Raw genomic sequence first — 23399 nt, forward strand, 5'->3', positions numbered from 1 at the left:
GCATCGCTGAGCCTCTGCGTAAGTCGTCGAATTTCGGACAGCAGCTCGTCTCGAACAGTCTCCCATTCTTTTCGTACAGGAGACTTTTCTGGTGAGAGGGCTACGTGCTTAAGAACTTCATCAAGGTCTTCCACCGCCTCACGTACATTTTCGTTCCTTAGCGCTCGGGACAGAGCCGCCTCGGAATACTCAGGTATGAGGGCGTGGAGTTCCCTGCAGTTCATGGTTGAGTGTGGCCTTTTTGTATTCACTTTAGCCAATATGTTAGAAGGTGGGTGGAGCGGAAAGAAAGTGAGTTACGGTGAGCTAGGGGTGAGTTCAGCTTAGGTTCAGAGAGGCGGGATGGTTATTAAAACACTGAAAAAAATAAGAAAATGGATGTGAGTCTGGGGAAATGATAGAGGCTGGAGAAATTAGGCGAACACTTGAGCGGGTCCTTTCATCCGCAGAGTTTGCTGGCTCACCCAGGCTGCAGTCCTTCCTAAGATACATTGTCGAACAGGAACTTGACGGTCACGGGCGCTCCATAAAGGGCAAAGTTATCGCGACAGATGTCTACGATAAGGAGCTTGACGAGACCGGTGGGGCACTAAACCTCGTTCGGGTTGAGGCCCGTCGCCTTAGGCGTGCCTTGGAGAACTACTACAGTGACGCGGGCAAATCAGACCCTTTACGCATAACTATGCAAACCGGGGGGTATCGACCACAATTTGAACCATCCGTCGCGACGAAGCCAACTAGCGGGCAAAGCCAGTCGGCATCATCGCACTCTGGCGGTTTCTGGCGTCGCAAATTCCTGTTACCGCTCATCGGAACAACGCTTTTGTTGGCATGTGTCCTAGGATATTTTGGACTACGCGGTTCCCAATCGAACACACAGTTCGCAACCAATAAAAACCCCGCAGAATTGGCTGCGCTTCGGGAGAAGTCATTCACCAGTGTTCAGGCTGCAAACTTAGCTGAGCAAACACGGGGATTGTTTTTTCCTTTGTTCGACCTCCGACGGCAAGCCATTAACTTGGAAACGTTTCGGTATGTGATTGACCTCGATCCGCAACTTGCTGCAGGTTATGCGGGTTCGGCCCAGGTGCTCACACTTAAGTCACTTCTGACAAGCGATGCTGACGCTTCAACCGCTTTAGTTGCTGAAGCTTTGGAAATGGCAGAACGCGCTACCACGCTAGATCCCTTGGATGGTTGGTCGCAAGCCGCTCATGGCTGGACCCTTGCTGTGACTGGAGATAGTGAAGGAGCGCTTAGACGTGCCCGAATTGCCTTGGATCTTAGCCCTCAAGACGGACATACTTTGGATCTGATAGGCATCACGGCCCTAGTTGTAGATGATCCCGTGTTAATGGCCGAAGTTTCTAATCCACAACGGTCTCGACTAGGCGTGGGTCGTTTCGCATACAACAACATCTATGGGGCTGCACAACTTATGTTGGAGAACTATAGTGAAGTCATCGATGCCTTTTCCAAAGCAGCAGAGCGAGGCCATCCTGTGAGTCCGCCAAGCCTCTTTTTGCTCGCCACCGCCTATCACGAAACAGGTAATACTGTGGGGGCGGAGAAGGCAATTGTCGAAATGCTGGACACTTGGCCAGACTTCCCTGCCCGCAGCGTCGTAGAACGTTTTTTTGTGAAAGATCGTGAGACTCGTTCACGTGTGCTATCCGTGCTTGATCTTTATTCACCAAGTTGAGTTAGCGGACGTGAAGCGAGCCGAAGGGTTAACAGCCTGAATACTGTTGTTTTCGCCGCCCCAGTCGCGAGTACTCATACGCTTTTTCTCCGAGCCGTTGCGCGCGAAAAGCAGACTTTGCAAAGTCCGGTTGACCACATTGTCCACCAAAGGCGACAGTTCTGCTTCGCGACTGGGCTATACGCCTACAATCGGACGACGCTTTGAGACTATTTCGGGAGAAATCAAAACGCTTCTAACCAGCTCAGCCAATTATGGGGCAATGGATGCAACACAGCGCATCGATATATTCGAGGCGGTTGGCGCCTTGCTTGAAAACGATAGAGGTTTCGGTTTTCGAGTTCGCTCCACGGTCGGTGATCAAGCTCTCTTAGACAATTGGAATGACGTCCTCGGTTGGTGGATGAATGAACCAGGCGCCAAGGAACCTTCCGCGGAAGAATTGCGCGCTTGGCAAAGGTTCGTTGCAGACAATCTTGAGTTTCGGATGGGCATAGCAATAGGTGCTGTTGTTGCCGAAGCCTGGTCTGCCGGTGCTGAAGATGGTGTTGCCACTCCAACCCTCGAAGACTGGAAAGAAACCACACAGCTTCCATGGTTCGGATTTTGGGCGCGAGAGCTGTTGCGTTGGGGCACACATGATCCTTTTGTCGCGTATTGCCTGTCTCAAGGTCTGGCTCAAACAAGGAACGATGCAGAACAGCTGCGTGCCGGATTTGTAGAATGGCTCGAAAAGCTGTTGATAATTCCTGATGGAGAAGATCTGATTGATCCGCAGTATTTTCAGCAATGGCAGCAAAGCATGCCGAAACCGGAACAAGCGGGAGAGGTACAAACTTCTTTCCAAGCAGAATTGACTGGAACAGTAGGTTCGCGCGGACGATATGCTGTTATTCCTGTCCGCCACGGCAATCAAACACATTGGCTTGATCCCGCCGGATTTGAACTCGCTGTTTCAAACAATGAGCCTGTTGAAGGCCGTAGTCCTTTTAGAAGCGATTATGAGCTAAGCACGACGAACCAAGAGGTAAAGATCACGCTCACCTTCCAGTCAAACTAAGAGGCATATGTTTACATACAGGCGTGTCCGTGGAAATGCGCAGCATGAGCTTGGTAGTGGCTGCACATCGTATTTTAACATAATATTCATTATATGTCGTATTCATGAAGCAGCAAAGTTAAAATGTCCCACATTAGCAAAGTAGAAGTGTCACACTTCTCTGTCGAGCAGGCAGGATTGGAGTGTGACGGTGGGATTGGTTGTCATGAGCGAGCGCGAGCTTAATCGTATTGAAGTACTGAGTCAGGTTTCCCAAGGCCGCATGACGGTGGTTTCTGCCGCGAATGTTCTGAACTTGAGCCGCAGACAAGTTCACCGTTTGCTCAGGGTTTTCCAGACTGATGGTCCGGCTGCGCTGCGTCACAAGGCGCGCGACCGTAGATCCAACAATCGTATTGATCCGGCCGTTCGAGAGTTTGCCCTGGCACTCGTCAAAGAACGATACACTGACTTTGGTCCGACACTGGCAGCTGAGATGTTGTTGGAACATCACGATCTGAAAGTCTCGCGCGAGACGCTGCGCAAATGGATGCAGGCAGACGGAATCTGGTTATCTCGCAAACAGCGCAGGACGTTCCACCAGCCGCGTTTGCGCCGGGAATCCTTTGGCGAGCTCATCCAGATCGACGGATCTGACCACCGCTGGTTCGAAGATCGCGCCCCGCCCTGCACGCTGCTTGTCTTCATCGACGATGCGACCAGCACGTTGATGCAGCTACGGTTCGTGAAGTCGGAAAGCACCTTCAGCTATTTCGAAGCACTTGAAGGCTACCTGGCCGAGCACGGTCGCCCTGTAGCTTTCTATTCCGACAAGCACACCGTGTTTCGGGTGGCGCAGCAAGGTGCGAAGTCGGGCCATGGCATGACCCAGTTTGGTCGCGCTTTGAATGAGTTGAACATCGAGATCCTCTGCGCCAACAGCAGCCAGGCCAAGGGCCGTGTTGAGCGTGCCAACCGCACGCTCCAGGATCGGCTGGTGAAGGAATTGCGGCTCGCTGGCATCTCGGACATGGAAGCTGCAAACGAATTCCTGCCGGGGTTCATGCAATGCTATAATGCCAGGTTTGCCAAATCGCCGCGACGTCCGGACAATCTGCACCGGGCCCTGAATGTCGAGCCCGACCGTCTGCGGGACATCCTGTGCTGGCGCGACGAGCGCTACGTCGACCGGAACCTGGTGCTGCGTTACGACCGCAAGCGGATCACGCTTGAAGAGAACGACCTCACCCGTGGCCTCGTTGGCAAATATGTGGACAGCTATGAATTCCAGGACGGTACGCTGGAATTCCGGTCAAAGGGTGTTCCACTGCCCTACTCCGCTTACGACAAAGATCAACGTGTGAGCCACGCGGCGATCATCGGGAACAAGCGGCTGAGCGCAGTGCTGGAGCACATCAAGCAAGAGCAGGACAAAGCACCCCCGAAGAAGCGCCGCGTCGGCACTCAGGCCACACGCTACAACCCAACAGGTCGGCGCAACAACGGCTGGAATTCAAAGCTCGCAAGAGTGGCGAAAAAGGACCGCGCAGCCAGCCAGGGCTCCGATGTTTGAGGTCTCCACCCTGCCAGGCTGCACTACCGTTTCCCGGCAACCGGGACATTTCTACTTTGCAGACCCAGGGACATTTCTACTTGGTTGCAACAATTCAGTGACATAAAATTCTTGCCCTCCCCAAGCCAATAACCTGCCAAAACTGGGAGTGTTTTGCATGACGTTTTTGCCACAACCAAGTGATTGATTTCCCGTTGGTCCTTTGGACTGGTCACAACGGACCGTTTTTGACCTGCAAATTTAGGTTAGCCGTCTTTGACAGTTAGGTTTTCGGTAGACAGCCGAGAGAGTACCGCTGAATGCGTGGTCCATGATCTCGCCTCGCAGAATGATCAATGCGCTCCGCCAAGGATCTGCGAAGGATGGGGCAAAACTCAACCATTTCTGCCAGGCAATACAACCACACCCGACCCCATCAGGCCCTCAACATGCGCCCACCAGTCCCCGAAACTCTAGTCCGAAATGGCCCAGAACAAGGGGGCTAGACACGCAGGCGATGGCTTTTTTTTGCAAGCATGTTTATTCTTAAAAGAAGAAACAAAGCACGGATCAAAATGGCTACGCCAGATTTCTCTAAAGCGGTTGAAGGGTTGCTCTCCGACCTTTTTGAGGGCGATAGGCCTGACGAGGGCAGTGTCGTCAAAGGCAAAGTCATCGCCATCGAGGCGGGCCAAGCCGTCATCGATGTCGGCTACAAGATGGAAGGTCGCGTCGACCTCAAAGAATTTGCAAAGCCCGGCGAAGCGCCCAAGCTGGAAGTCGGTGACGAAGTCGAAGTCTACCTGCGTGCGACCGAGAACGCCCGTGGCGAAGCTGTCATCTCGCGCGAGATGGCCCGCCGCGAAGAAGCCTGGGATCGCCTGGAAAAAGCATATGCCGACGACGCCCACGTCGAAGGTGCCATCTTTGGCCGCGTCAAAGGCGGCTTCACTGTCGATCTTGGCGGTGCCGTGGCGTTCCTGCCCGGCACTCAGGTCGATGTGCGCCCCGTGCGTGACCCCGGACCGCTCGTGGGCCTCAAGCAACCCTTCCAAATCCTCAAGATGGATCGCCGCAGGGGCAACATAGTCGTATCCCGCAAGGCGATCCTTGAAAAAAGCCGTGCCGAGCAGCGCGCTAAGGTGATCGGCAATCTCTCCGAAGGCCAGACTGTGGACGGGGTGGTCAAGCACATCACCGAATACGGTGTGTTTGTGGACCTAGGCGGTGTCGAGGGCCTCTTGCACGTGACCGACATGGCGTGGCACCGGGTTAGCCACCCCTCCGAGATCCTGTCGGTCGGCGAGATGATCAAGGTACAGGTCATCAAGATCAACAGAGAAACCCACCGCATCAGCCTTGGCATGAAGCAGTTGCACGATGACCCGTGGGATGCCGTCGAGTTGCGCTACCCGCTACAATCGGTCCACACAGGCCGCGTGACCAACATCACCGACTACGGTGCCTTTGTTGAGCTGGAAGCCGGTGTCGAAGGTCTCGTGCATATCTCCGAGATGTCCTGGACCAAGAAAAACGTGCATCCGGGCAAGATCGTGTCGACCGGCCAAGAGGTCGAAGTCATGGTTCTGGAAATCGACGGTGCCAAGCGACGCGTGTCTCTGGGCCTCAAGCAGACCATGCGCAACCCTTGGGAAGTGTTTTCAGAAACACACCCCGAGGGCACCGAGGTCGAAGGCGAGGTCAAGAACATCACCGAATTCGGTCTCTTCGTAGGCCTGCCCGGAGACATCGACGGCATGGTGCACCTCAGCGATCTCAGCTGGGACGAGCGCGGCGAGGACGCGATCCAGGACTATCGTAAAGGCGATGTGGTCCAGGCCGTGGTCTCCGAGATCGATGTCGAGAAAGAACGTATTTCTCTCTCAATCAAGGCTGTGGGTGGCGACAAGTTCGCTGAAGCCGTGGGCGGGGGGGTAGACGAGCTTTTTTCACTCGATTTGGAGAGGGCATTACTGAGTTTGAATGCTGAGATTGAGGAACTGAAAGTTTCAGCTCGGCGAATGTCTGATACAGCAGAAAGATCGATGAAAGTTGTTTGACCTAAAGAATATGACGGCAGTAGCCGAGACCTTATGGAAGCTCAATGAGACACTTGGCGAGCTTCGAGCCAGCTGCGATCATTTGTCTGAAGCGATGAAGTCTCAGGATCAACAGATAAGACAGGCTGAAGCCCACATTATTGAACTCAGAGCAGAACTAAAAGTTTCAGCGTCTGATGCCAAACTGGCGGCAGTGGAAAAAGCAGTGGAGTCTGCAAGCCAGCTAGTTAGCAACGTGCACGGTCCCTTGGTTCAGAAGGTCTCCGATATTAGGGCAGACGTTGATAAAGTACTTGATGCTATGCCATCAAACGAGTTGAGGTCTGTCAGTTCGACAAGCACGAAAAAACTGCTTCATGGCACCAAAGAAGAAAGCAATTGACTGTTTGCGACACCACTTGGCCTACGTGACTGACCTGCCCCCCGAGGCTCCCTCATTCATAACGAGAGTCTGCGGGCTTGGTTCTCATATTTTGGACGTGTCACGGTTTGATGCACAATCGTTCACGTACTAGGAATGACGCGCTCATATTCCCCCAAAAACTCGAGCAAAGGCTGAATAGCTGGCGGTGGATTGTCTTCACGGAAGGTAACCCTATACGTACGACCGTTTTCTTCAATAGTTATATATACTTCTCTTGCATCTGGAAAATTTTCGATGGTGGGTTGCTCAAGATTCTCTGTATAATCGATCTCTTTTACAAGCCTTAACAGGACATCGGCACGTCCATCTTCCAAGTCTTCCGTACGAATCTCGGCACCAAAGGATACACCAAGAATATTCGGCGACCTTTGCATTGTAACCAACATTCCAACGCACTCCCCGCTGAGCTTCGAAAACTCACCAGCCATCGCTGAAGAGCAACTAGGTATCGCGCGGCGCCCAAGAAAAAGAGTCAAATAACTTGGGCGCTCACTCAACGATCAGGCGACCGACGCTACATCATGAGGTTGTGACGCGCAACATTAACACTGAAGTGACTAGGGTTTTCTAGGAGGCCGACTGCACGCCACCCTTCAATTACAGCTTGCTCCTCTCGGCTACCAATTCCGTATCGAGCACGTGCAACAGCGACTGTTGTTTCGGCGCAATGATTGAAATCGCTAGTTTGATGCAAAGCCAGGAGCGTTTCGTACCAAATCGCTCCAGCTACCTCCCACGCGTTTCCTCCTAAGGCTTTGGCAACTTGGTAAAACGCATGGTTTGGGATACCTGAATTTATGTGAACGCCACCATAGTCGTCTGAGCCTGTGTACTTGTCACTAATATGCTTTGGTTGCCTATCTGTTCCCAGAATTGGATGGTCCTCGTAGGCTTTACCTCCATCGAAAACACGAAACGCCCTAACTCCATCACCTAGTGCCGGTCCTAGGAGTTCATCACCCATCAGCCAATCTGCCTCTTCAACCGATTGACCCCGGCTCCATTGTGTTACCAAAGCACTCATAATATCTGCGAAGCTCTCATTTAGAGCACCGGATTCGTTTTGATATTTTAGGTTTGAAGTGTGCGTAATAACTCCGTGCGTCAATTCATGAGCCACGACATCCAGTGATGCTGTAAAACGAATGAAAACCTGACCGTCACCATCACCATAGAACATTTGTTGCCCGTTCCAGGCCGCATTGTTATATTTTTGACCAAAATGAACACTAGAAATCAAACGCATAGCGTCATCATCGAGCGAATTTCTGTCAAATATATCGCTGAAGAAGTCATATGTTAGGCCTGAATAATCATATGCTTCATCGACTGCAGCATCACCTGTAGGTCCATCTCCTTCTTGTCGCACAAGTTTTCCCGGTAGTGCGAACGGTGATGGGTTGCCTTCCATGTCATAAATGAAACGCTCTTTTCCGCCATTTGTTGAACGACTCCTAAACGCACCAGGCATCATGCTGCTAACTACTGCCATACCTCGAGACAGTTCCGATATTTGTAGCGTTTCCAACGCGCTGTCACGGACATTGGTATCTTGCGACTTCGCCAAGTCTTTCAAAATGTCCGGTGGAACGAAACAGTTAAGCGGGTTGACGTGATTATTGCACATAAATATCTCCTTTCTCTTCTAACACTTTGATTTATTTATATTTCTCACATACCTTGAACGTTAATCTCTCATAACTGCAAGATTACGCCACAGCGCTTTCAAGCTGGAAGTTCCTTGAAAAGCAGCGCTCCACAATGTTGCATCACACACAAATATGTTTCCAGCGCGCTGTCCCGAAGGCGGAACCCATACGAATGAGTTAAATTCTCTGTTTCCAGCTCTAACAAATGGATGAGTGGATGCAGTCGGGTTGATCTTTTGTCGCGCGAGAATCTTCACCTCGCTACTCCTGGTAGAATCAACTGACAAATGAGGGAGGTGAGGATGTAAATTGAACGTCTCAACGCTATTCAACACGCCAAGTTCGTCGATGTCACGAAAGACTTGCAGTGGTGCAGGTGAACCATCCGAGCTGGCCGCTGGGTTTAAACCATACTTGTTTTCGATGGGCAGATTGAGCTGATCCAGCAAGTAACGTGCAAATCCACCTATTCGTTGTTGGGACGGTACAAGCCGGTCTCCGTGATGTTTAAACTCTTCTTCCTTTAGATTTAGATCATCAATATTTCCAACGTCATGATGAGGGCAGATGACTAGGCATTTTCCTTCTTGCGCGAGCCAGCTCTTGAGCGCTTCCACCTCACCATCCGACGGATTCTGTTCCGTGATTAAGTGATCTAAGCTCACTACTATGAGCGTATCAATGTTCTCAAAGAATTCATCATCCCATTCTGTTACTGGAGGTTTGTTACCCTCGCGCTGAAGAATTTCAACCGAAGTCCCAACCTCACTTTGGACAACTTTATTGAACTCCTCGAAATCAAAGAGTATTACATGATCTAGAAACCCAGAAATTCCTTGATCGTAGTTTTCTATCTTACTTGCCCATTCGTACATGGGCCAAATCGCCCTACGGAACTCAAAGAGTGTTGGATATCGATTTTCTAGTGCACCAAGATTTGCACCTATCTCCTTTGAACGGCTCCACGAGAAGTAGACTGCAATCCTACGCCCTGTCATTTCAATATCCCTTCGTAATTGTGGGGATTATTTCTTCCAAGGACCCTGTAATCGCCTTTCGAAGTTCGTGTTCCAATACATCAATAAACGAACCCTTTCTCGTCTCCGTCAGCCAAGGGTCCATAATTACAGATCGCAAGACAGTGATCTTGTCACCGGGTGATCCTGAGACACCTAAACGCCTCTTGTAATCATCAATGAAGGGTTGATCGTAGTGTTTAACATCCAGATCAGTTGTGCTGACGATAAAGTCGTAACCATATATGTCCTGACCCGGATCAATGCTTAAACGGTTGTAGAGCGCCTTATTCAATCTATTGGCAAGATCAAGCTCTTGGTTCAACGTTCCGTCTGAATGTCGAAAGTTTACTGCATATGCCAGAATATTCTCGTCCGGGCCGATTTCAGTTAGTAGAGCCAAGGCCTTATGGTCAGCCAGTATTTCATCGTTTGATCTACCATCGATCCGTTCCCGGATGAATTCGAGTTGAGATTCCACATCACCGCCAGATATCTCCGCAGGCAAACGGGCCACCGGAACAACTACAAACGGATCATCTTGACGCGACATGCTCAGCAAACGCGCATAGTATTTGCGACAACTAAAGAGTGCTTGCCCAATTATCTTTCCGTATCCGCTTTTGGAGGGGCGAATGACACGATGACTGAGATAAACAGCGGCTGCGGCTGCGCCAGGTTTAGAGCCTTCAATACCATAAATCCCTACGGTTGGCTCGGCGTCACCATGGAATACAACGGGTGCGCTGAAGGTGACTAGGTCACGCATAGCTGAATTGCGGTAGCAAAGTGCGCCTGCGGGATACGGAATGTAACCTGATTTGTGAGGATCTACTGTGATAGAGTCAACTTCACCAAGAACTGCGAATTGCTCTTGGACATATGCTTTGAGCGGGACGGCCGGGGGCGGGACTGGCACAAAACCCAGCGGTTCTGGCATATCAAAATCATCCCGTATTACTGACGCGTGGTAGCCGCCCCAGGCTCCATCAGCATGTACGGTAAACTCCAGCCCACGTTTCCGATAAGCCTCCCGAAGCTCCAGGACATCTGCGATCGGATCAATGGAACTCTCTTCAGTGCTACCAATCACGCATACTACGCTAATAACGGGTCTTTGCTCTTCGAGGCATTTGTCCAAGAGCTCACGCAAAGCCTCTACATTCATCCGAGTATCTAAATCCAAAGGAACATCTATCATGTTCGCAGCGCCAATACCGAGCAAGGCAGCGGCTTTTGGGAACGAGTAGTGCTTTGTTCCTGGGACGAAGAGAACTGGAGCAGCTGTGTCCCTTAGCAATTGTCTAGAGAACTCTAAGATTCCGAGGCTCTGGAGAGAATATTTTTGGAGCGCATCACTGAGTATTTCCCTAGAAATATCAAATTCTGATGAGAGGCGAGTTGGAAGGGCCAATATGTCATCAGCTTTGATGTTCATCAGTGGCCAAGTTTCAGCAACGTCTGCCAAAGCGACAACTTCACCTCCTGACAGTCGCACCGTTAGGGATTTTGCCGCAGAAAGCCTCTCGTCTCTGTTCAATGCTTCCCTCAAAGCAATCGGGTAGAACTTCAAATTTCGAGCTGACCAAATAGCTTCTATGTTCGCGACCGTTCCATCACATGTAATATGACCCCAAGGTCTAATGGCTCCTCGCTCGACGTCATCCCCATCTGGGATTTCGAACCCCAACATTCGACAGAGATCGTCTCCGACAAGGATTTCGAGTAGCGTTGTAGCTGTCGACCCTTCGAAAGCCACATTATTTGGATTGTATAACATGGCAGCGAAGTAGCCAAGAATACCTGGCAATGTCAGGTCCCAGTTCATGTGACCCTGGTAGCGCATGCTAAAAAACGGAACAGACTTTTTCAGGAATGCGAGTAGTTCATAATAACTCTCTTTTAGTGTATCTGTTGCCTCCAAAAACTCAGGTGAACGGCGAGTGTCTTCAGTAATGTGGGAGGGATCGCTCGGATGATAGTTCCTACGCCAAAATGCCTGATCGCGCACTGCCTCTGAAACTAAACGTTCCAAGAGCTCTGCATTTTCGGCTTTCGGACCTAGGAACCAAGCTTCAAGAGACCGGCTACCTGAAGAATCGAAACTCGGTCGCACGTTTGCGTCACTAAACTTCTGCAACGTGGACAAAGCCCTTAAGTACGCTTGGCTCTCTGCGTCACGCGGAGTCGTAGACATAATCGCCTCCTATTTTACTTATCAGTTCAACGAATAGCAGAAGCCATCATTAGCTTAGCTTAATCATCTAATCTCTTGCACTCACCCATGCCGCAGCCGCTACGACTCGCGCAATATCCGCTGCGTATTCTGGGTCCACAAAGGTGTCGGTCGACTTGTGATAGTTGGGATTGTCCTCGGGAGCTGGCGAATTTTGGTTGGGTCCGACAAAGAAGTCCTCCGAGGCGACACAAGCAGCATAGCCACGTTGTTGAAACGAGGCATGGTCGCTGCGCCCATCTGCTGGATCAATCCCATCATCCCCCGGATAAATCTGAGGTGCTTCCAAACTTGAAGCTACTGTCCCTGTTAGTGAATGAATTCGGTCAGCCAAGAGCCTTGAACGAGCCTGAACATCGGAAGATGAACGAAATCCAACATGAACTTCGAACGACCTTGGAGGGACCCTATTGTATCCTATCATGTCCATTTGAAACACTGCCACGATGCCATCCCCAGCAGCGGCAGCGTCTCGAGCATATGCGTTGCTCCCAACCAAACCATGCTCCTCAGCGTTGAATAAGACAAAGCGAAACGAGCGTTTAGGACTTTGGGATATTGAAAGAGATAGTATGGCCTTTGCTGCAGCCAGAACACCTGCAACCCCACTAGCATCGTCATCTGCCCCTGGAGCCGGATCGTTTGACGGTTCATAAGGTGGACTATTGGCAGCAGTTGAGTCCAGATGCGCTGTTATGAGAACAAACTCGTGTCCATTGTCGCCGGGTAACTCGGCCACAACATTTGAGAGCGTCTGGCCCTCATGAGTAAATGAGTGGATGGTGACAGAAAGCTTGTCGTCGCCTAGCTGCTGAAAATCCCTTGCCAACTGTGCCACCGCACGAGTGTTGTCGCTGCTGTGAATATGACGGCTGTACACATGCCGATTATCTTCGTCACTGAGGGGCTCAAATCCAGCATAACGATCGAGAACACTTTTGATTTCGGAAGCAGTAATCTCTGAAAAGGCTTGAATTTCATCATCTGAAAGGTTTGGCTCCGTGCCTCCTATTGATAGCCATGGTGTTTCACGGAAGTTAGGGCCCGAACCAAATGGTTCTAGCAAACTCAAGTCTGGAATAAGTTTTAAGTTATGGCCGTGCCGAGCATGATCAAAATGAAACTCCTCGACTGACCTATCACCTGGCAGCGCAACCAGAAGCCCTTCATCTGTCGCGCCATGTATCCAGCCTGTACTTTCATCGGCTTCAATTAGGCTAGCAGATTGTCCATCATCACTCAGATACCCCGTTTCAGTCGCCAGATCATCTTTAAGGAAATAGAGATCTGTAGATAGCGGTTCATCAGATGCACCGAAAAGTTGGACATCAAAAAGTTGATTTACAACTAATGCCACCTTTCGCCGCGGCACGATACCGTAGAGAACGCTACCATCTACCCCAGACGTATGCAGCGGAACTACGGGAAGGCTGCGCAAACGATCACGCCATGGTTTCTCAACGTCATCTTGTGCAGTAATTTTTATGTAGTTGAGACTATCGCCCTCTAACATATCTCGCACCAGCAACGGGTGCGGACAAACATCCCACCCTGCTTTCAATGCAAAAACTCTCTCTCGGCTGTCCTCGCCCACGAAAGTACATTTTGCTTGAGGATCGACCTGCCTAGCTCTTTCTTTCACCAACTCAAAGAGTTCGGTTGAAGCTTTGGCTAACCCCAATGCGGAACTCGAAAAGATCATATCCCTACTTATAAACTCGGATATGCCCGTGGATTCAATTACTTCAATTAATTCAGGAAGCGTCCCTTCGACCGTATCTGCGATTATCCCAATTGAAACTTGGGAATCCCGCAACATCGCAATTGTATTTGTTATATATGGGTACAACTCCAGACTTCGTAGTTTAATAGGTGGAGAAGAGTTTATCAGGCTCCCAATTGTTCCTCCGACATCAAAAAAAACGAACCGTCCCAAGGCTCTCCCCCCCTAAATTTCTTTGTCAGGCAAAAAAAATGAAATTACACTATAGACGTCTACGTTAACAGCCAAAACGCGTTTGTTAAGAGATTTCTGATAACCTCCCTCCCAGACATTCTATTAGCCAAGATGTAGTAGTCGTTACCCGACCTGCGCATATAAGCCAGCTATCGACTGCTGTGATCATATGACGAATCATTTGGATCAGATGCCCGCAACCAAATCGATGGGTCCAGAACCTAGATAGCGATCTTTTCGATATCTTGAACCTTATCCCGCTCGCAGTCGCCCTCGAATTCCAGCTTCTCACGCGTTTTTTTTCAGCACGTCCTTCAAGTGCTCGTTCACGGGCGGCTCTCTGACGAAGAGCTGCGCGAAACCCTCGATATGGTCGGCACCGTGCTGGCCAGCGTGTCGGATCGGGTCGATGCTCAGACACGGGTGCTCGACCGGTTGCACAAGACGGCGACAGAGGCGCGGCAGGCAGCCTTCGCGGCACAGAACCAGACCGATCCGGAGCACTATGGGGATCTGGTTGGGCATGCGATCAATGCCCGTGTTCTCCAGCCGCTGGAAGCGATGTCCCAGGTTGCCAACTCTCTTGAAGCACAAAGCAGACACACGGATGCGGTTCTCAAAAAGGCTGAACAGGACAAATGGGAAGTCTTCAAAGACATTAGGGAACAGGAAAGAGAGATCGAGCGCTTCAAAACCCGCCTGCCCTGGTTTGGTCTGGGCGCTGTTGTTTTGGCTCTTGCGCTGGCGGTGGTGCTTCCTCGTTTCTCAGCAACCAACAGCACCACATGCGCTATCTTTGGTGGGGCTTGGGTCCAGACAACAGTGGGTCACCCGGCATGTGTGCACTATCAGGATTGAAGCTTTTGCGAAAAGTTAACCGGGATTGACGTGGCAGAGCTACCGGGGGTCTGTTCCGGCTGTGGGAAGGAGTGCAGCATAAAGAAATCCGGCGACAACGTCCCGTTTGAACCCATTGGATTTTTTCGCCCTTAGCCCATGGATATTTCTTATGCCAAAACCGTCCCAAACAACCAATCGTTAGAATGGGACTGGTAAAAGTGGCTTCCTACTTTTTTCTTCGTTTCTGCTGCCGCCGCATCCCGATTTCCTGGAAACAAAACAGAACTCCGGAAAGCTCTTTTCATAGGTTGGGTCAAAGCAAGTCTGTGACGCCACAGGCACGTCGTGAAGGGGTCACCTTCTTGGTTGATTTTGGATCCGGCGCTTGACCTTCCTGATTTTGAGGTCGACGATATGTTCGTCGGAATGCAGGAACATGCGTACAGGCGCTTGTCTCCAGCGTGCCATAAAAACGGTGCGCCGAACTTCGATATTTACTAGGAGATGAAACTAATTGGATGAACTTGTAGAATTCAATAATTCATTGGTTGAGGAAGTCGCAGCAGGAGCATCAGCAAGCGGCATTTCACAGGCCGACACCTTTTTTGAGCGGATGGCGACCCTTCTGGAGACAGAGGGTGAGATTGCAACGTTTAATCGGGTTACTTTTCTCGCCAACAGTCAAGGCAAGACCGTCAGGATTGATGGAATCGGTGGAGACCCTCGTGAGTCCGACGGTATCCTTAGCGTCATCGTCAGCGATTTTTTTGATGGAGATGCGGCGGTCAAGATTAATGCGAGCGATGCCAAGAAGGCCTTCGGCCACCTGATCAACTTTGTCGCCGCTGCGCGTCGAGCTGCTTTCCGGGAGGACCTGATCGAAGGGAGTGCTGAGGCAGGTGCCGCCTCGATTATTACATCTGCGTGGCCATCTATCACGAAGATCAAACTCATTCTCATGACCAACGCGGCCTATAGTGCCAGGACAGACGCGGTTCTTGCGGGCAAGATTGATGGCATTCCAGTCACCTACAACATCTGGGATCTTACACGCTTCCATCGCTACGAGACGTCGGGACACGCTCGGGAAAAGATCATCGTCAATTTCCGGGAAGATTTTGGCGCAAGCGTCCCGGCACTGGCTGCTTCGAGCAGCGGCGAACACCTCGACAGTTATCTTGTTGTGATCAGCGGCCATCAATTGGCCGAAATTTATGACAAATGGGGGGCGCGACTTTTGGAGTCGAACGTTCGGAGCTTCCTTCAGGCGCGCGGCGCTGTGAACCGGGGTATTCGGGACACCATCAAGGATGAACCGGCAATGTTCTTCAGCTATAACAACGGGCTGTCGGCAACGGCCGACTGTGTCGAGGTAGAGAAGACATCGGACGGTCTCAGGATCGTGTCCGCGACAAACCTGCAGGTAGTAAATGGTGGTCAAACCACAGCTTCTCTCCACGCGGCTCGGAAAATCTCGCCAGAAACGCTCGAACAAGTCCACGTGCAGATGAAGTTGACAGTTGTTCCATCGGATGCTTCTGAAGAGGTCGTCCCGTTCATCTCGAAATACGCCAACAGTCAGAACAAGGTCAGCGCGGCGGATTTCTTCTCGAACCACCCTTTCCATATGAGGATGGAAGAATACTCGAGACGAGTTTTGGCTCCGGCCGCCGAAGGTACAAACCGCGAGACAAAATGGTTCTACGAGCGCGCTAGAGGCCAGTACCTTGTCGAACGCGCCAAGAAATCCCAAGCTGAACGTCGGCGTTTTGATCTCGAAAACCCGAAACCGCAATATTTCGTCAAAACCGACCTTGCGAAGGTCGAGATGAGTTTCCGCATGCGGCCTGATACGGTCAGCAAGGGCGCGCAGAAAAACTTCGGCGAGTTTGCTCAAATGATCGGGGCGGAATGGAACCGGAGTGACAAGAAGTTCGATGAGACATGGTATCGGCGCCTAATTTCAAAACTGATAATCTTCCGGCATCTCGAAAAGACAATTCCGAAACAGCCGTGGTATCCCGGTGGATATCGCGCGAACATTGTTACTTATTCTATCTCCAAATTGGTCTCGGACGCAGATGAAAGGGATCATGTTATTGATCTTGATGCCGTATGGCGGCGCCAATCGGTATCTCGGGATCTAGGTGACGCATTATTGATCGCGGCCGAAGCGGCAGTGGAAGTAATCACCCACCCCGAAGCGGGCGTGAACAATATAACGGAATGGGGAAAGAAACAGGCGTGTTGGGCGACCTTACAGCGGGCTGAAATCGACTATGGGCCTGAGTTTATGAATTGCCTCGTTGAGCCAGAGCAAGCACGCGCCGTTCAGAGAGATGGCCGTCGCGAAGAAGCTGTAATTTCTGGCATCGAGGCCCAGACTTCGGTGATTGAGGCCGGAGGTGAATTCTGGAACCAGCTCAGGGAATGGGGGGGAGGCAAGAGGATATTCAGTCCAAAGGAGGATGGCATTCTTAAGGCTTGCGGCCTGTTCCCGTCCAAGCTGCCGTCGGAAAAACAATCGGTCATCGCACTCGACCTTCTGGAGCGGGCCCGAGAGGAAGGCTACGTGGATGAGGATGAATCTCCGAGGATCCGGATATCCTCCTTGTCACGACAGCACTAGGATACAACTGTCAGCATCAATGGACCCGCCGCCAGGCCGTCAAACGGATTCGAACACCTTGATCAGGTTCAGGCTCTTCAGTGTCTTTCGGTCTGATCCCGATCGAATACTGGTTGCCGAAGCTGGCTCGTGATATTTCGAACTCGTCACCTTCCCGAGCACCAACGTCCCGAAACCAGCTCGTCATGTGTGTAATCCGGTATTCATTTCTGGTGCCACTCGGATCGTGAAGGCGGTTGTTGTAGTAGACGAAACGGAATTTTAACGTGTGCCCGGTTTCGTCGATGCACTCAATCCACGCGTCAGGGTTCTTTATGTCCTGGTCAAGAGCCGGCAGCATTGCGAGAAGTTCCTTCTCGCCTTTAGGGATCAAGACGCCACCTTGGTGTCCACCGGTTGCTCCGACATCATTGGCACTCAGTCGCTTTCTGAATTTTTCACTGCTCATGACTTCACCGGCATTATTTCGAGGGCACGTTTGAGATCATCGGCGTCACGGGTCGAGACTGGAACGGTCTCGTTCGCAAGGTCGTTTTTCCATGCGGACCGATCGATCATTACTTCCTCTACGGTATCCAAATAGAAAAGCCGATAGACAGTAACTGGTTCGGTCTGCCCTCTTCGGTGTGCCCGTGCACTTGCTTGGGCTTCAAGCGCGGGATTCCACACCGGAGTGAAATGGATAACAACAGTTGCCGCAGTAATATTCAATCCCGCCCCCGCCGCTTTCGGGTTGAGGACCAAGCAGGCCGGTCCTTCGTGAGCTGCGAATACATCGATTATGGTTTGCCTGTCCTCCTGAGGGGTTGAACCATTTATGGCCCCCCAATGGGTACCGGGTATATGGGAACACGCTTGCTCAAGGAGGTCACCGATCCGATTGAAAAGAGAGAAAACAATGACCTTTCGACCATTGCCAAACGCCTCACGAAGAAGGTCGACTGCTCGCTCCATCTTGGGTGTAATAAGAGGCATGCCTGAGGTTGAGACAATGGTCGCATCCTCTTCGTTTTCCTCCGAGTTGCGCAACCATGGATGAGCGCAAACTAGCTGCAACTGGAGAGTAGCAACAAGAGCGCCCGCGACGGGATACTTTGCCATAGTAACGTCACGTACATCGCGATAGTGGTCGATCAGCCGATCGTCGAGTTCGAGCGGAACATCCACGTCAATCCTGTCTGGAAGATCGCTAGCCACGTCCGCCACCCGGCGTTTCAGGATAATTGGGTCGGTGAGAAGCTTCAACTGTTGGCCTGAGTCCAGACTATCAGGAAAAGTGCTTTCGAACTCCGACAGGCTGCCCAAAAGCCCTGGAATAGCGAAGTCCGTCAAAGACCAAAGGTCGACCAGGCTATTTTCGACCGGTGTCCCGGTCATTGGAATGGCCCGTTTTCGAGGGATGGTTGCGATTGCTTGGCGACGGTTCGATTGCGGGTTCTTGATTGCCTGTGCCTCATCGCAAATCACCCAAGACCATTCGAGGCACGAAAAAATGGCGATATCATTTACCATAGTATCATAGGTTGTGATCAGCACTTGGGACGCTTGCAGCCCTGAAACCACCCCAGTCCTGTGCGCTCCTTTATGAACGGCTACGTCCAAGGTCGGCGCAAACCTAGCAATCTCGCGTACCCAGTTGGCAATGAGGCTGGTGGGACAGACAATCAGCGCCGGTGCCTGGGCACCCGGCGGATCGATCATGAGCAGCGCGATGATTTGGAGCGTCTTGCCAAGGCCCATCTCATCGGCGAGGATCAGTCCGCCAGTTCGGGAGACCGTGTCCCACATCCATTGGACACCCCTCGCCTGATAAGGAAATAGCTCCGCCTCCAAGCCCGCGATACCGATCGTATCGCCTTTTAGCTCTGCAGCCTCCTTGCCCGGCTTCATGATCGATTCCGACGGCGCGGTGGCGATGCCATCCTCATCGGACCTCATGAGCCGGATTGCAGTGCTGAATGAAATGTCAGCGGGATCGGCATCACCGATTTTTTGCACGAGCACCTGCGCTGCATCACGCGGGAGGGGCCGAAGTACCGTACCATCAACCACCCAGCAATGGCGATTGGTAGGGGCAATGAACTCATGCCGCACGCCCCGTACTATTCTGGCGCCGCCCAATCGCGCTACGATACGGTTCTCCTTACGCTCGAGGCGGACGATTGGCTCCAGAAGTCTTTCCGAAATTGTATGACCACCGGGAGGAGCCTCTTTCAGGTCGGCAAAAGACTCGGGTAGTTTCGTATAGTCAACCAACGTGTTCCTCCAGCATACGCTTGATGTCTTCGATATCCCACGGTACCGGTCGCCGGGTGTGGACCGCCCGATGACAAGATGGACATAGAGGCAAAAGGTCGGTTGCGGGGTCATAGGGTCTGGGAGCCGCAATATTTGCTAATGGCTCCAGATGGTGCACTTCAATGATTCCGCCAGCATCGTCGCCGTAACGTCGACGAGGTTCGAGACCACAAGCTGCGCAAGTCTCACCGTGCAAGCGGATGCAGAGAAGTCGGTTGCGAGGGTTGCGCTCTCGGCGATTGACGAGAGAAGGCTTTATCGCTCCCTCGAACGCCGGCTCATCGCAGATCGCATCATCTTCGACCACGTCGTACCCGATGAGTTCTGCCATCGCCGCCATCATGGGTACGATCACTTCGCGGCAAGTATGGGAAACTGCTTCATCCGAGTCGGGTCGAACGTCGTGCCGTATCGTTGCAGCGATGCGGAAGGAACCATCGTTTACGGTCCAATCATCGAGCGCCTGTGCCGATATGGAGAGACCCACGGCTTGATCAATGGATGCGACCAACGCCCTGGCTAGCTGGCGATCTTCGCTCGACGCCTGACGAATTTGGCGAATTACGGCGCCGGAGAAATTTCCGAATGCCAGATTTACCCGATGTGCTTTGAGGCCATGGGGTCTAATTTCGGCAACAGGACCGTGTTGCTGATCAAGGTCGTCGAACCATATTTTCATGCCGGACCGTAGCCCGCCATTGTCTATGGCGACTGCGACGATGGCACCTGTGCCTTCCTCCAGTTCACGAACGATGAGTTCCTGCTTCGCCGCCAGCATCAGTCGTCATCATCTTCTGCCAGTTCGCTTGGTTCAGGATCCGGCAAGTTCCGCAGAAGTTTACGGAGGTTGTTTGATATCTCGGTGCGGATGTCTTCGAAAATAGGCTCTAGTTCATCATTTGTATTGTTCTGTTCGGCCGCTGCGAATGCCCACAGCAAAAGGTCCATTCCTTCCACCGCATATCCGTTTGCGGCGGCTCGCTGATAAACTTTTTGGTAGAAGTCGTGGTGTTTATTCAAAAGAACGGAGGGCACATGCCCATCGTCGCCAGTGCTCCGGAACGCGGGCTGCCAGAGTTCCCCACTATTGATCGACTCAACTGCTTCAACATGTACGTATTCGGGACTGACATTGTTCTGGATCGGTGACTTGATCCGGATCTTCGGGCCCATGTTGTTGGATATCTCGGCGGACTGGCCTTCTGGATCCACCGACGTCACCTGTGCCTTAGCGGCATTCGTCGTCGCCGCGATATTCTTATTAGAACTACCGTGGTCCACCTTGTTTTTCGCATTGGCCTGTGCTCGGCTCTGCCGCCGATATCGGTTCCCTGCCTCGCGGTATATCGGCTGGAGAAGAGTTCGCAGCCCGTCCTCGAGATCAGGGTGGAAAAGAATGCGAGATTTCTTCACATCAATTCTGAAAGCGTCGTCCAGCTCGTGCCCGAAATCGAACTCGATCCTCAAAAGGGAAGTGTGAGGTTCCGGCGCACCGAAGACATCCATCCAGCCGCCATCTTGGATTAACCGTCCCTCGCGGAATACGTAGAAGCCTTGAGCCCGGTTCGAAATGCGGGCGTATTCACGTTCCTCATCCTTTGTCATGTCGCGACGGTGTGGAAGGATCCAAGCGCGGATAGCGGCACGTTCCTCCGATCCATCCGGCATCTCAACCAATAGAGTCTGCTTTTTTTCCGGTAGAACCTGTTCGGACCTTTTCGGGTAAAAAGGATTCCACGGCACGACTGGGCTGCTGTTAATGAAAATATCGATATTCCGCTCGCGCTTGTCCGATTTTTCGGTAAAGCGGTGGTAGACCAGAGAAAGATGTTTGCTAAGGGTGTCAGCCAGCCGCTTTATTGCAGCGTGTTCCTTTGTCCCCCCAGCTTCGTATTCCTTGGACAGGATCCGGTCGCATTTTTCCCAAATTACGAGGGTTCCCGTATCTCCGCAGAGCTCATCGAACATTTCTTTTTCATCAGTCGAGACCGGCTCGCGCAGCATTTCCCACCTGCCGCGTTCCTTCACATGGTCAAGATCCCACGCGAGTTTTACCAAGGGCTGCTCCGTGGCTGCTCGCGAAACGATGGTGAATTTCAGGCAGACCGAACTTGACGCCGTCTTGAGTCCGAGTCCGAATTTCCCCAGGCTTTCAGGATTCTCGCGTACAGGAGCGCCGTAGCGCATAGCGCGATGGATCGTTTCTTCATCCATCCCGATACCGTTGTCACCAAAATAGACCAGTTTTCTGCCGTCTTCGTGCAGGACAATCTCGACATTGATTTGGTCCGCTTTGGCAGCAATTGAATTGTCAATAATGTCGGCAGCGGCGGTCTTTACATTGTAACCAGTGTCGCGTAGCCCGAATATAAGGCGTGGGGCATCCGGTTCATTTATCAAATCATCCATCCCGCTTTTCCTCTCTATAGCGTCGTTCCGGAAAGCCGGAATTATCAATTAAACAATTTCTCGCTTATTTGGGATCTCGCCAAAAATCTCTTTTCCACGCAACCAACCGGCGATCTCACTAAAGAGGTCTTCAAAGGACAAGCGCTTTGTCGCACATTCCCAAACTGTCAGTACCCGCCACCCTGATGCGATGAGCGTCTCTACTGTCTTCTGATCACGTTCGACGTTTTTTGCCAACTTTTCCCGCCAGAATTCAGTACGGGTCTTTGGCAATCGAAAATAGGAACAATCTCTGTGGGCGTGCCAAAAGCAACCGTGAACGAAAATCGCAGCCCGGTATTTCGGCAACACGACATCGGGCTTGCCTACAAGATGGCTGCTGTGGAGACAGAACCTGAACCCGAGACCATGCAATCCTTTGCGGACAATCATCTCGGGCCTTGTATTTTTTGGCCCAATCCCAGCCATCATTTCAGATCTGGTCATCGGTGATCGTTTTTCAGGCACTCTGATTTCTCCGCGGCCTCAATGCGACAGTATTCTCAATCCACGGGGCCATGGCTTCGGCGATCGCAATCGCGACCGGTGCCGCAACCGCATTGCCGAATTGACGGTATGCCTGTGCGTCGGAAACCGGGATGATCCATGGACGGTTGGAGCCTGGACGGTCGAAACCCATGAGACGTGCGCATTCGCGTGGCGTCAGTCGCCGAGGGTTCTTTCCTGGTTGCGCGATCAAAATTTCTGACCCGTCCTTGTAATACCTTGCGCTGAGCGTTCGGGCGACGCTTTCGGGAGTACATAGGCCGAAGCCGAAACCGTTACCAGCTGCTTTATGTTTTGCGGCGTAATTCTGGAGATAGACCCAAAGCTTGTCCGACAGTGTGTACTTGTCGGCAACCCGCGCTAGCCGACCTTCTGTATAGGGAGGCTCGGCGATCTCGGACCCGTTCTGGGGATGAAGGATGTCCGAAAGCCGCGGGTTCGGACTTGGAGGGATCACCACATCGTCGAGGCAGAAACGCGTGGGAACATCGCGCCGGAAGCCCGATATGAAGATCCGCTCACGGTGTTGCGGCACCCAGGAGCGTGCGTCAATCACCTTGTGATCAACATCGTAACCGAGTTCGTCAAGCGCATGCAGGATCACCCTCATGGTGTTGCCCTTGTCGTGGGACAGGAGGTTCTTGACGTTTTCGAGGAGAAAGGCGCGCGGGCGATGGTGGGCGATTATTCTCACTACGTCAAAAAACAGCGTTCCTTGCGTCTCATCCAGAAAGCCATGTGCACGGCCAAGTGAGTTCTTCTTGCTCACCCCGGCGATGCTAAATGGCTGACATGGAAAGCCAGCAAGCAAGACATCGTGAGCTGGGATCTTTGATTCGTGAATCTCTGTGATGTCCCCAGTGAGTGGGTGCTGGTCACCGAAATTGGCGGAGTAGGTTTCTTGCGAGAAGCGGTTCCACTCGCTGGTGAATACACAGGTTCCGCCAGCAGCTTCAAAACCAATCCGCAAACCTCCGATACCGGCAAATAGATCGATGAAGCTGAAAGTTGATTGTGTATTATGCATGTGCGAACCTCTCTC

The 23399-nt window shown here is 51.9% G+C and carries 17 protein-coding genes and 1 pseudogene; 7 read left to right on the forward strand and 11 right to left on the reverse strand.

All coding sequences use genetic code 11. The features are described from left to right. Positions 1–631 precede the first annotated feature (631 nt). The 5 genes and pseudogenes from ACR3EM_RS12735 to ACR3EM_RS12755 all read left to right on the forward strand — a co-directional run bounded on the left by ACR3EM_RS12735 (position 632) and on the right by ACR3EM_RS12755 (position 6735). The gene (locus tag ACR3EM_RS12735; RefSeq protein ID WP_480471052.1) at positions 632–1702 is read left to right on the forward strand and encodes a tetratricopeptide repeat protein; all 1071 of its coding nucleotides are present in this window, start codon (positions 632–634) and stop codon (positions 1700–1702) included. Positions 1703–1832: 130 nt separating this feature from the next. Continuing rightward, entirely contained in the window at positions 1833–2762 is a 930-nt protein-coding gene (locus ACR3EM_RS12740; RefSeq protein ID WP_480471053.1) for a hypothetical protein, read from the forward strand. A gap of 190 nt (positions 2763–2952) precedes the next feature. Then, on the forward strand, positions 2953–4314 hold the full coding sequence (locus tag ACR3EM_RS12745) for an ISNCY family transposase (protein ID WP_480471928.1): 1362 nt from the start codon (positions 2953–2955) through the stop codon (positions 4312–4314). A 554-nt stretch (positions 4315–4868) separates the two neighbouring features. Next, positions 4869–6224 (forward strand): annotated as a pseudogene (locus tag ACR3EM_RS12750) (30S ribosomal protein S1); the annotation flags it as partial. Between the two features lie 139 nt (positions 6225–6363). Then, on the forward strand, positions 6364–6735 hold the full coding sequence (locus tag ACR3EM_RS12755) for a hypothetical protein (RefSeq protein ID WP_480471054.1): 372 nt from the start codon (positions 6364–6366) through the stop codon (positions 6733–6735). Positions 6736–6857: 122 nt separating this feature from the next. On the opposite strand, the gene ACR3EM_RS12760 is transcribed toward ACR3EM_RS12755, so the two are convergent. From ACR3EM_RS12760 to ACR3EM_RS12780, 5 genes are all read right to left on the reverse strand, one after another. Then, a complete protein-coding gene (locus ACR3EM_RS12760; protein WP_480471055.1) occupies positions 6858–7205 on the reverse strand; it encodes a protealysin inhibitor emfourin in 348 nt (115 codons plus the stop codon). 86 nt (positions 7206–7291) lie between these two features. Beyond that, positions 7292–8404: a M4 family metallopeptidase gene (locus tag ACR3EM_RS12765; protein WP_480471056.1), complete on the reverse strand. Its 1113-nt coding sequence runs from the start codon at positions 8402–8404 to the stop codon at positions 7292–7294. Positions 8405–8464: 60 nt separating this feature from the next. Further along, positions 8465–9301 (reverse strand): hypothetical protein, encoded by an 837-nt coding sequence (locus ACR3EM_RS12770; protein ID WP_480471057.1) that lies wholly within the window; start codon positions 9299–9301, stop codon positions 8465–8467. A 124-nt stretch (positions 9302–9425) separates the two neighbouring features. Further along, positions 9426–11477, reverse strand: a complete 2052-nt coding sequence (locus ACR3EM_RS12775; RefSeq protein ID WP_480471058.1) for a pyridoxal-dependent decarboxylase — start codon at positions 11475–11477, stop codon at positions 9426–9428. A 229-nt stretch (positions 11478–11706) separates the two neighbouring features. After that, complete coding sequence (locus tag ACR3EM_RS12780) at positions 11707–13497, reverse strand: M20/M25/M40 family metallo-hydrolase (RefSeq protein WP_480471059.1); 1791 nt, start codon at positions 13495–13497, stop codon at positions 11707–11709. 507 nt (positions 13498–14004) lie between these two features. Here ACR3EM_RS12780 and ACR3EM_RS12785 point away from each other — a divergent pair. Together ACR3EM_RS12785 and ACR3EM_RS12790 are read left to right on the forward strand one after the other, a co-directional pair. Next, on the forward strand, positions 14005–14493 hold the full coding sequence (locus ACR3EM_RS12785) for a hypothetical protein (protein WP_480471060.1): 489 nt from the start codon (positions 14005–14007) through the stop codon (positions 14491–14493). A gap of 496 nt (positions 14494–14989) precedes the next feature. Continuing rightward, the gene (locus ACR3EM_RS12790; protein ID WP_480471061.1) at positions 14990–17104 is read left to right on the forward strand and encodes an AIPR family protein; all 2115 of its coding nucleotides are present in this window, start codon (positions 14990–14992) and stop codon (positions 17102–17104) included. Positions 17105–17120: 16 nt separating this feature from the next. On the opposite strand, the gene ACR3EM_RS12795 is transcribed toward ACR3EM_RS12790, so the two are convergent. From ACR3EM_RS12795 to dcm, 6 genes are read right to left on the reverse strand one after another with little or no spacing between them, the layout of a single operon-like run. After that, positions 17121–17552: an EcoRII N-terminal effector-binding domain-containing protein gene (locus ACR3EM_RS12795; RefSeq protein WP_480471062.1), complete on the reverse strand. Its 432-nt coding sequence runs from the start codon at positions 17550–17552 to the stop codon at positions 17121–17123. Then, complete coding sequence (locus ACR3EM_RS12800; protein ID WP_480471063.1) at positions 17549–19360, reverse strand: DEAD/DEAH box helicase; 1812 nt, start codon at positions 19358–19360, stop codon at positions 17549–17551. The genes ACR3EM_RS12795 and ACR3EM_RS12800 overlap by 4 nt, the downstream gene beginning before the upstream one ends. Next, the gene (locus tag ACR3EM_RS12805) at positions 19353–20180 is read right to left on the reverse strand and encodes an HNH endonuclease (RefSeq protein ID WP_480471064.1); all 828 of its coding nucleotides are present in this window, start codon (positions 20178–20180) and stop codon (positions 19353–19355) included. Before ACR3EM_RS12805 ends, ACR3EM_RS12800 begins: the two co-directional genes overlap by 8 nt. Next, entirely contained in the window at positions 20180–21811 is a 1632-nt protein-coding gene (locus tag ACR3EM_RS12810; protein WP_480471065.1) for an ATP-binding protein, read from the reverse strand. Before ACR3EM_RS12810 ends, ACR3EM_RS12805 begins: the two co-directional genes overlap by 1 nt. 48 nt (positions 21812–21859) lie before the next feature. Then, complete coding sequence (locus ACR3EM_RS12815; protein ID WP_480471066.1) at positions 21860–22318, reverse strand: very short patch repair endonuclease; 459 nt, start codon at positions 22316–22318, stop codon at positions 21860–21862. Then, positions 22311–23384 (reverse strand): DNA (cytosine-5-)-methyltransferase, encoded by a 1074-nt coding sequence (gene dcm / locus ACR3EM_RS12820; RefSeq protein WP_480471067.1) that lies wholly within the window; start codon positions 23382–23384, stop codon positions 22311–22313. Before dcm ends, ACR3EM_RS12815 begins: the two co-directional genes overlap by 8 nt. Positions 23385–23399 lie beyond the last annotated feature (15 nt).

The organism is Ruegeria sp. AH3 (genome assembly GCF_056536265.1).

What these genes read in the sequence shown, in the direction of transcription:
- ACR3EM_RS12755 (WP_480471054.1), top strand. Translation starts at nt 6,364, where the DNA reads ATGACGGCAGTAGCCGAGACCTTATGGAAGCTCAATGAGACACTTGGC.
- ACR3EM_RS12760 (WP_480471055.1), bottom strand. Translation starts at nt 7,205, where the DNA reads ATGGCTGGTGAGTTTTCGAAGCTCAGCGGGGAGTGCGTTGGAATGTTG.
- ACR3EM_RS12765 (WP_480471056.1), bottom strand. Translation starts at nt 8,404, where the DNA reads ATGTGCAATAATCACGTCAACCCGCTTAACTGTTTCGTTCCACCGGAC.
- ACR3EM_RS12770 (WP_480471057.1), bottom strand. Translation starts at nt 9,301, where the DNA reads ATGTACGAATGGGCAAGTAAGATAGAAAACTACGATCAAGGAATTTCT.
- ACR3EM_RS12780 (WP_480471059.1), bottom strand. Translation starts at nt 13,497, where the DNA reads ATGTTGCGGGATTCCCAAGTTTCAATTGGGATAATCGCAGATACGGTC.
- ACR3EM_RS12785 (WP_480471060.1), top strand. Translation starts at nt 14,005, where the DNA reads ATGGTCGGCACCGTGCTGGCCAGCGTGTCGGATCGGGTCGATGCTCAG.
- ACR3EM_RS12795 (WP_480471062.1), bottom strand. Translation starts at nt 17,552, where the DNA reads ATGAGCAGTGAAAAATTCAGAAAGCGACTGAGTGCCAATGATGTCGGA.
- ACR3EM_RS12805 (WP_480471064.1), bottom strand. Translation starts at nt 20,180, where the DNA reads ATGCTGGCGGCGAAGCAGGAACTCATCGTTCGTGAACTGGAGGAAGGC.
- ACR3EM_RS12810 (WP_480471065.1), bottom strand. Translation starts at nt 21,811, where the DNA reads ATGGATGATTTGATAAATGAACCGGATGCCCCACGCCTTATATTCGGG.
- dcm (WP_480471067.1), bottom strand. Translation starts at nt 23,384, where the DNA reads ATGCATAATACACAATCAACTTTCAGCTTCATCGATCTATTTGCCGGT.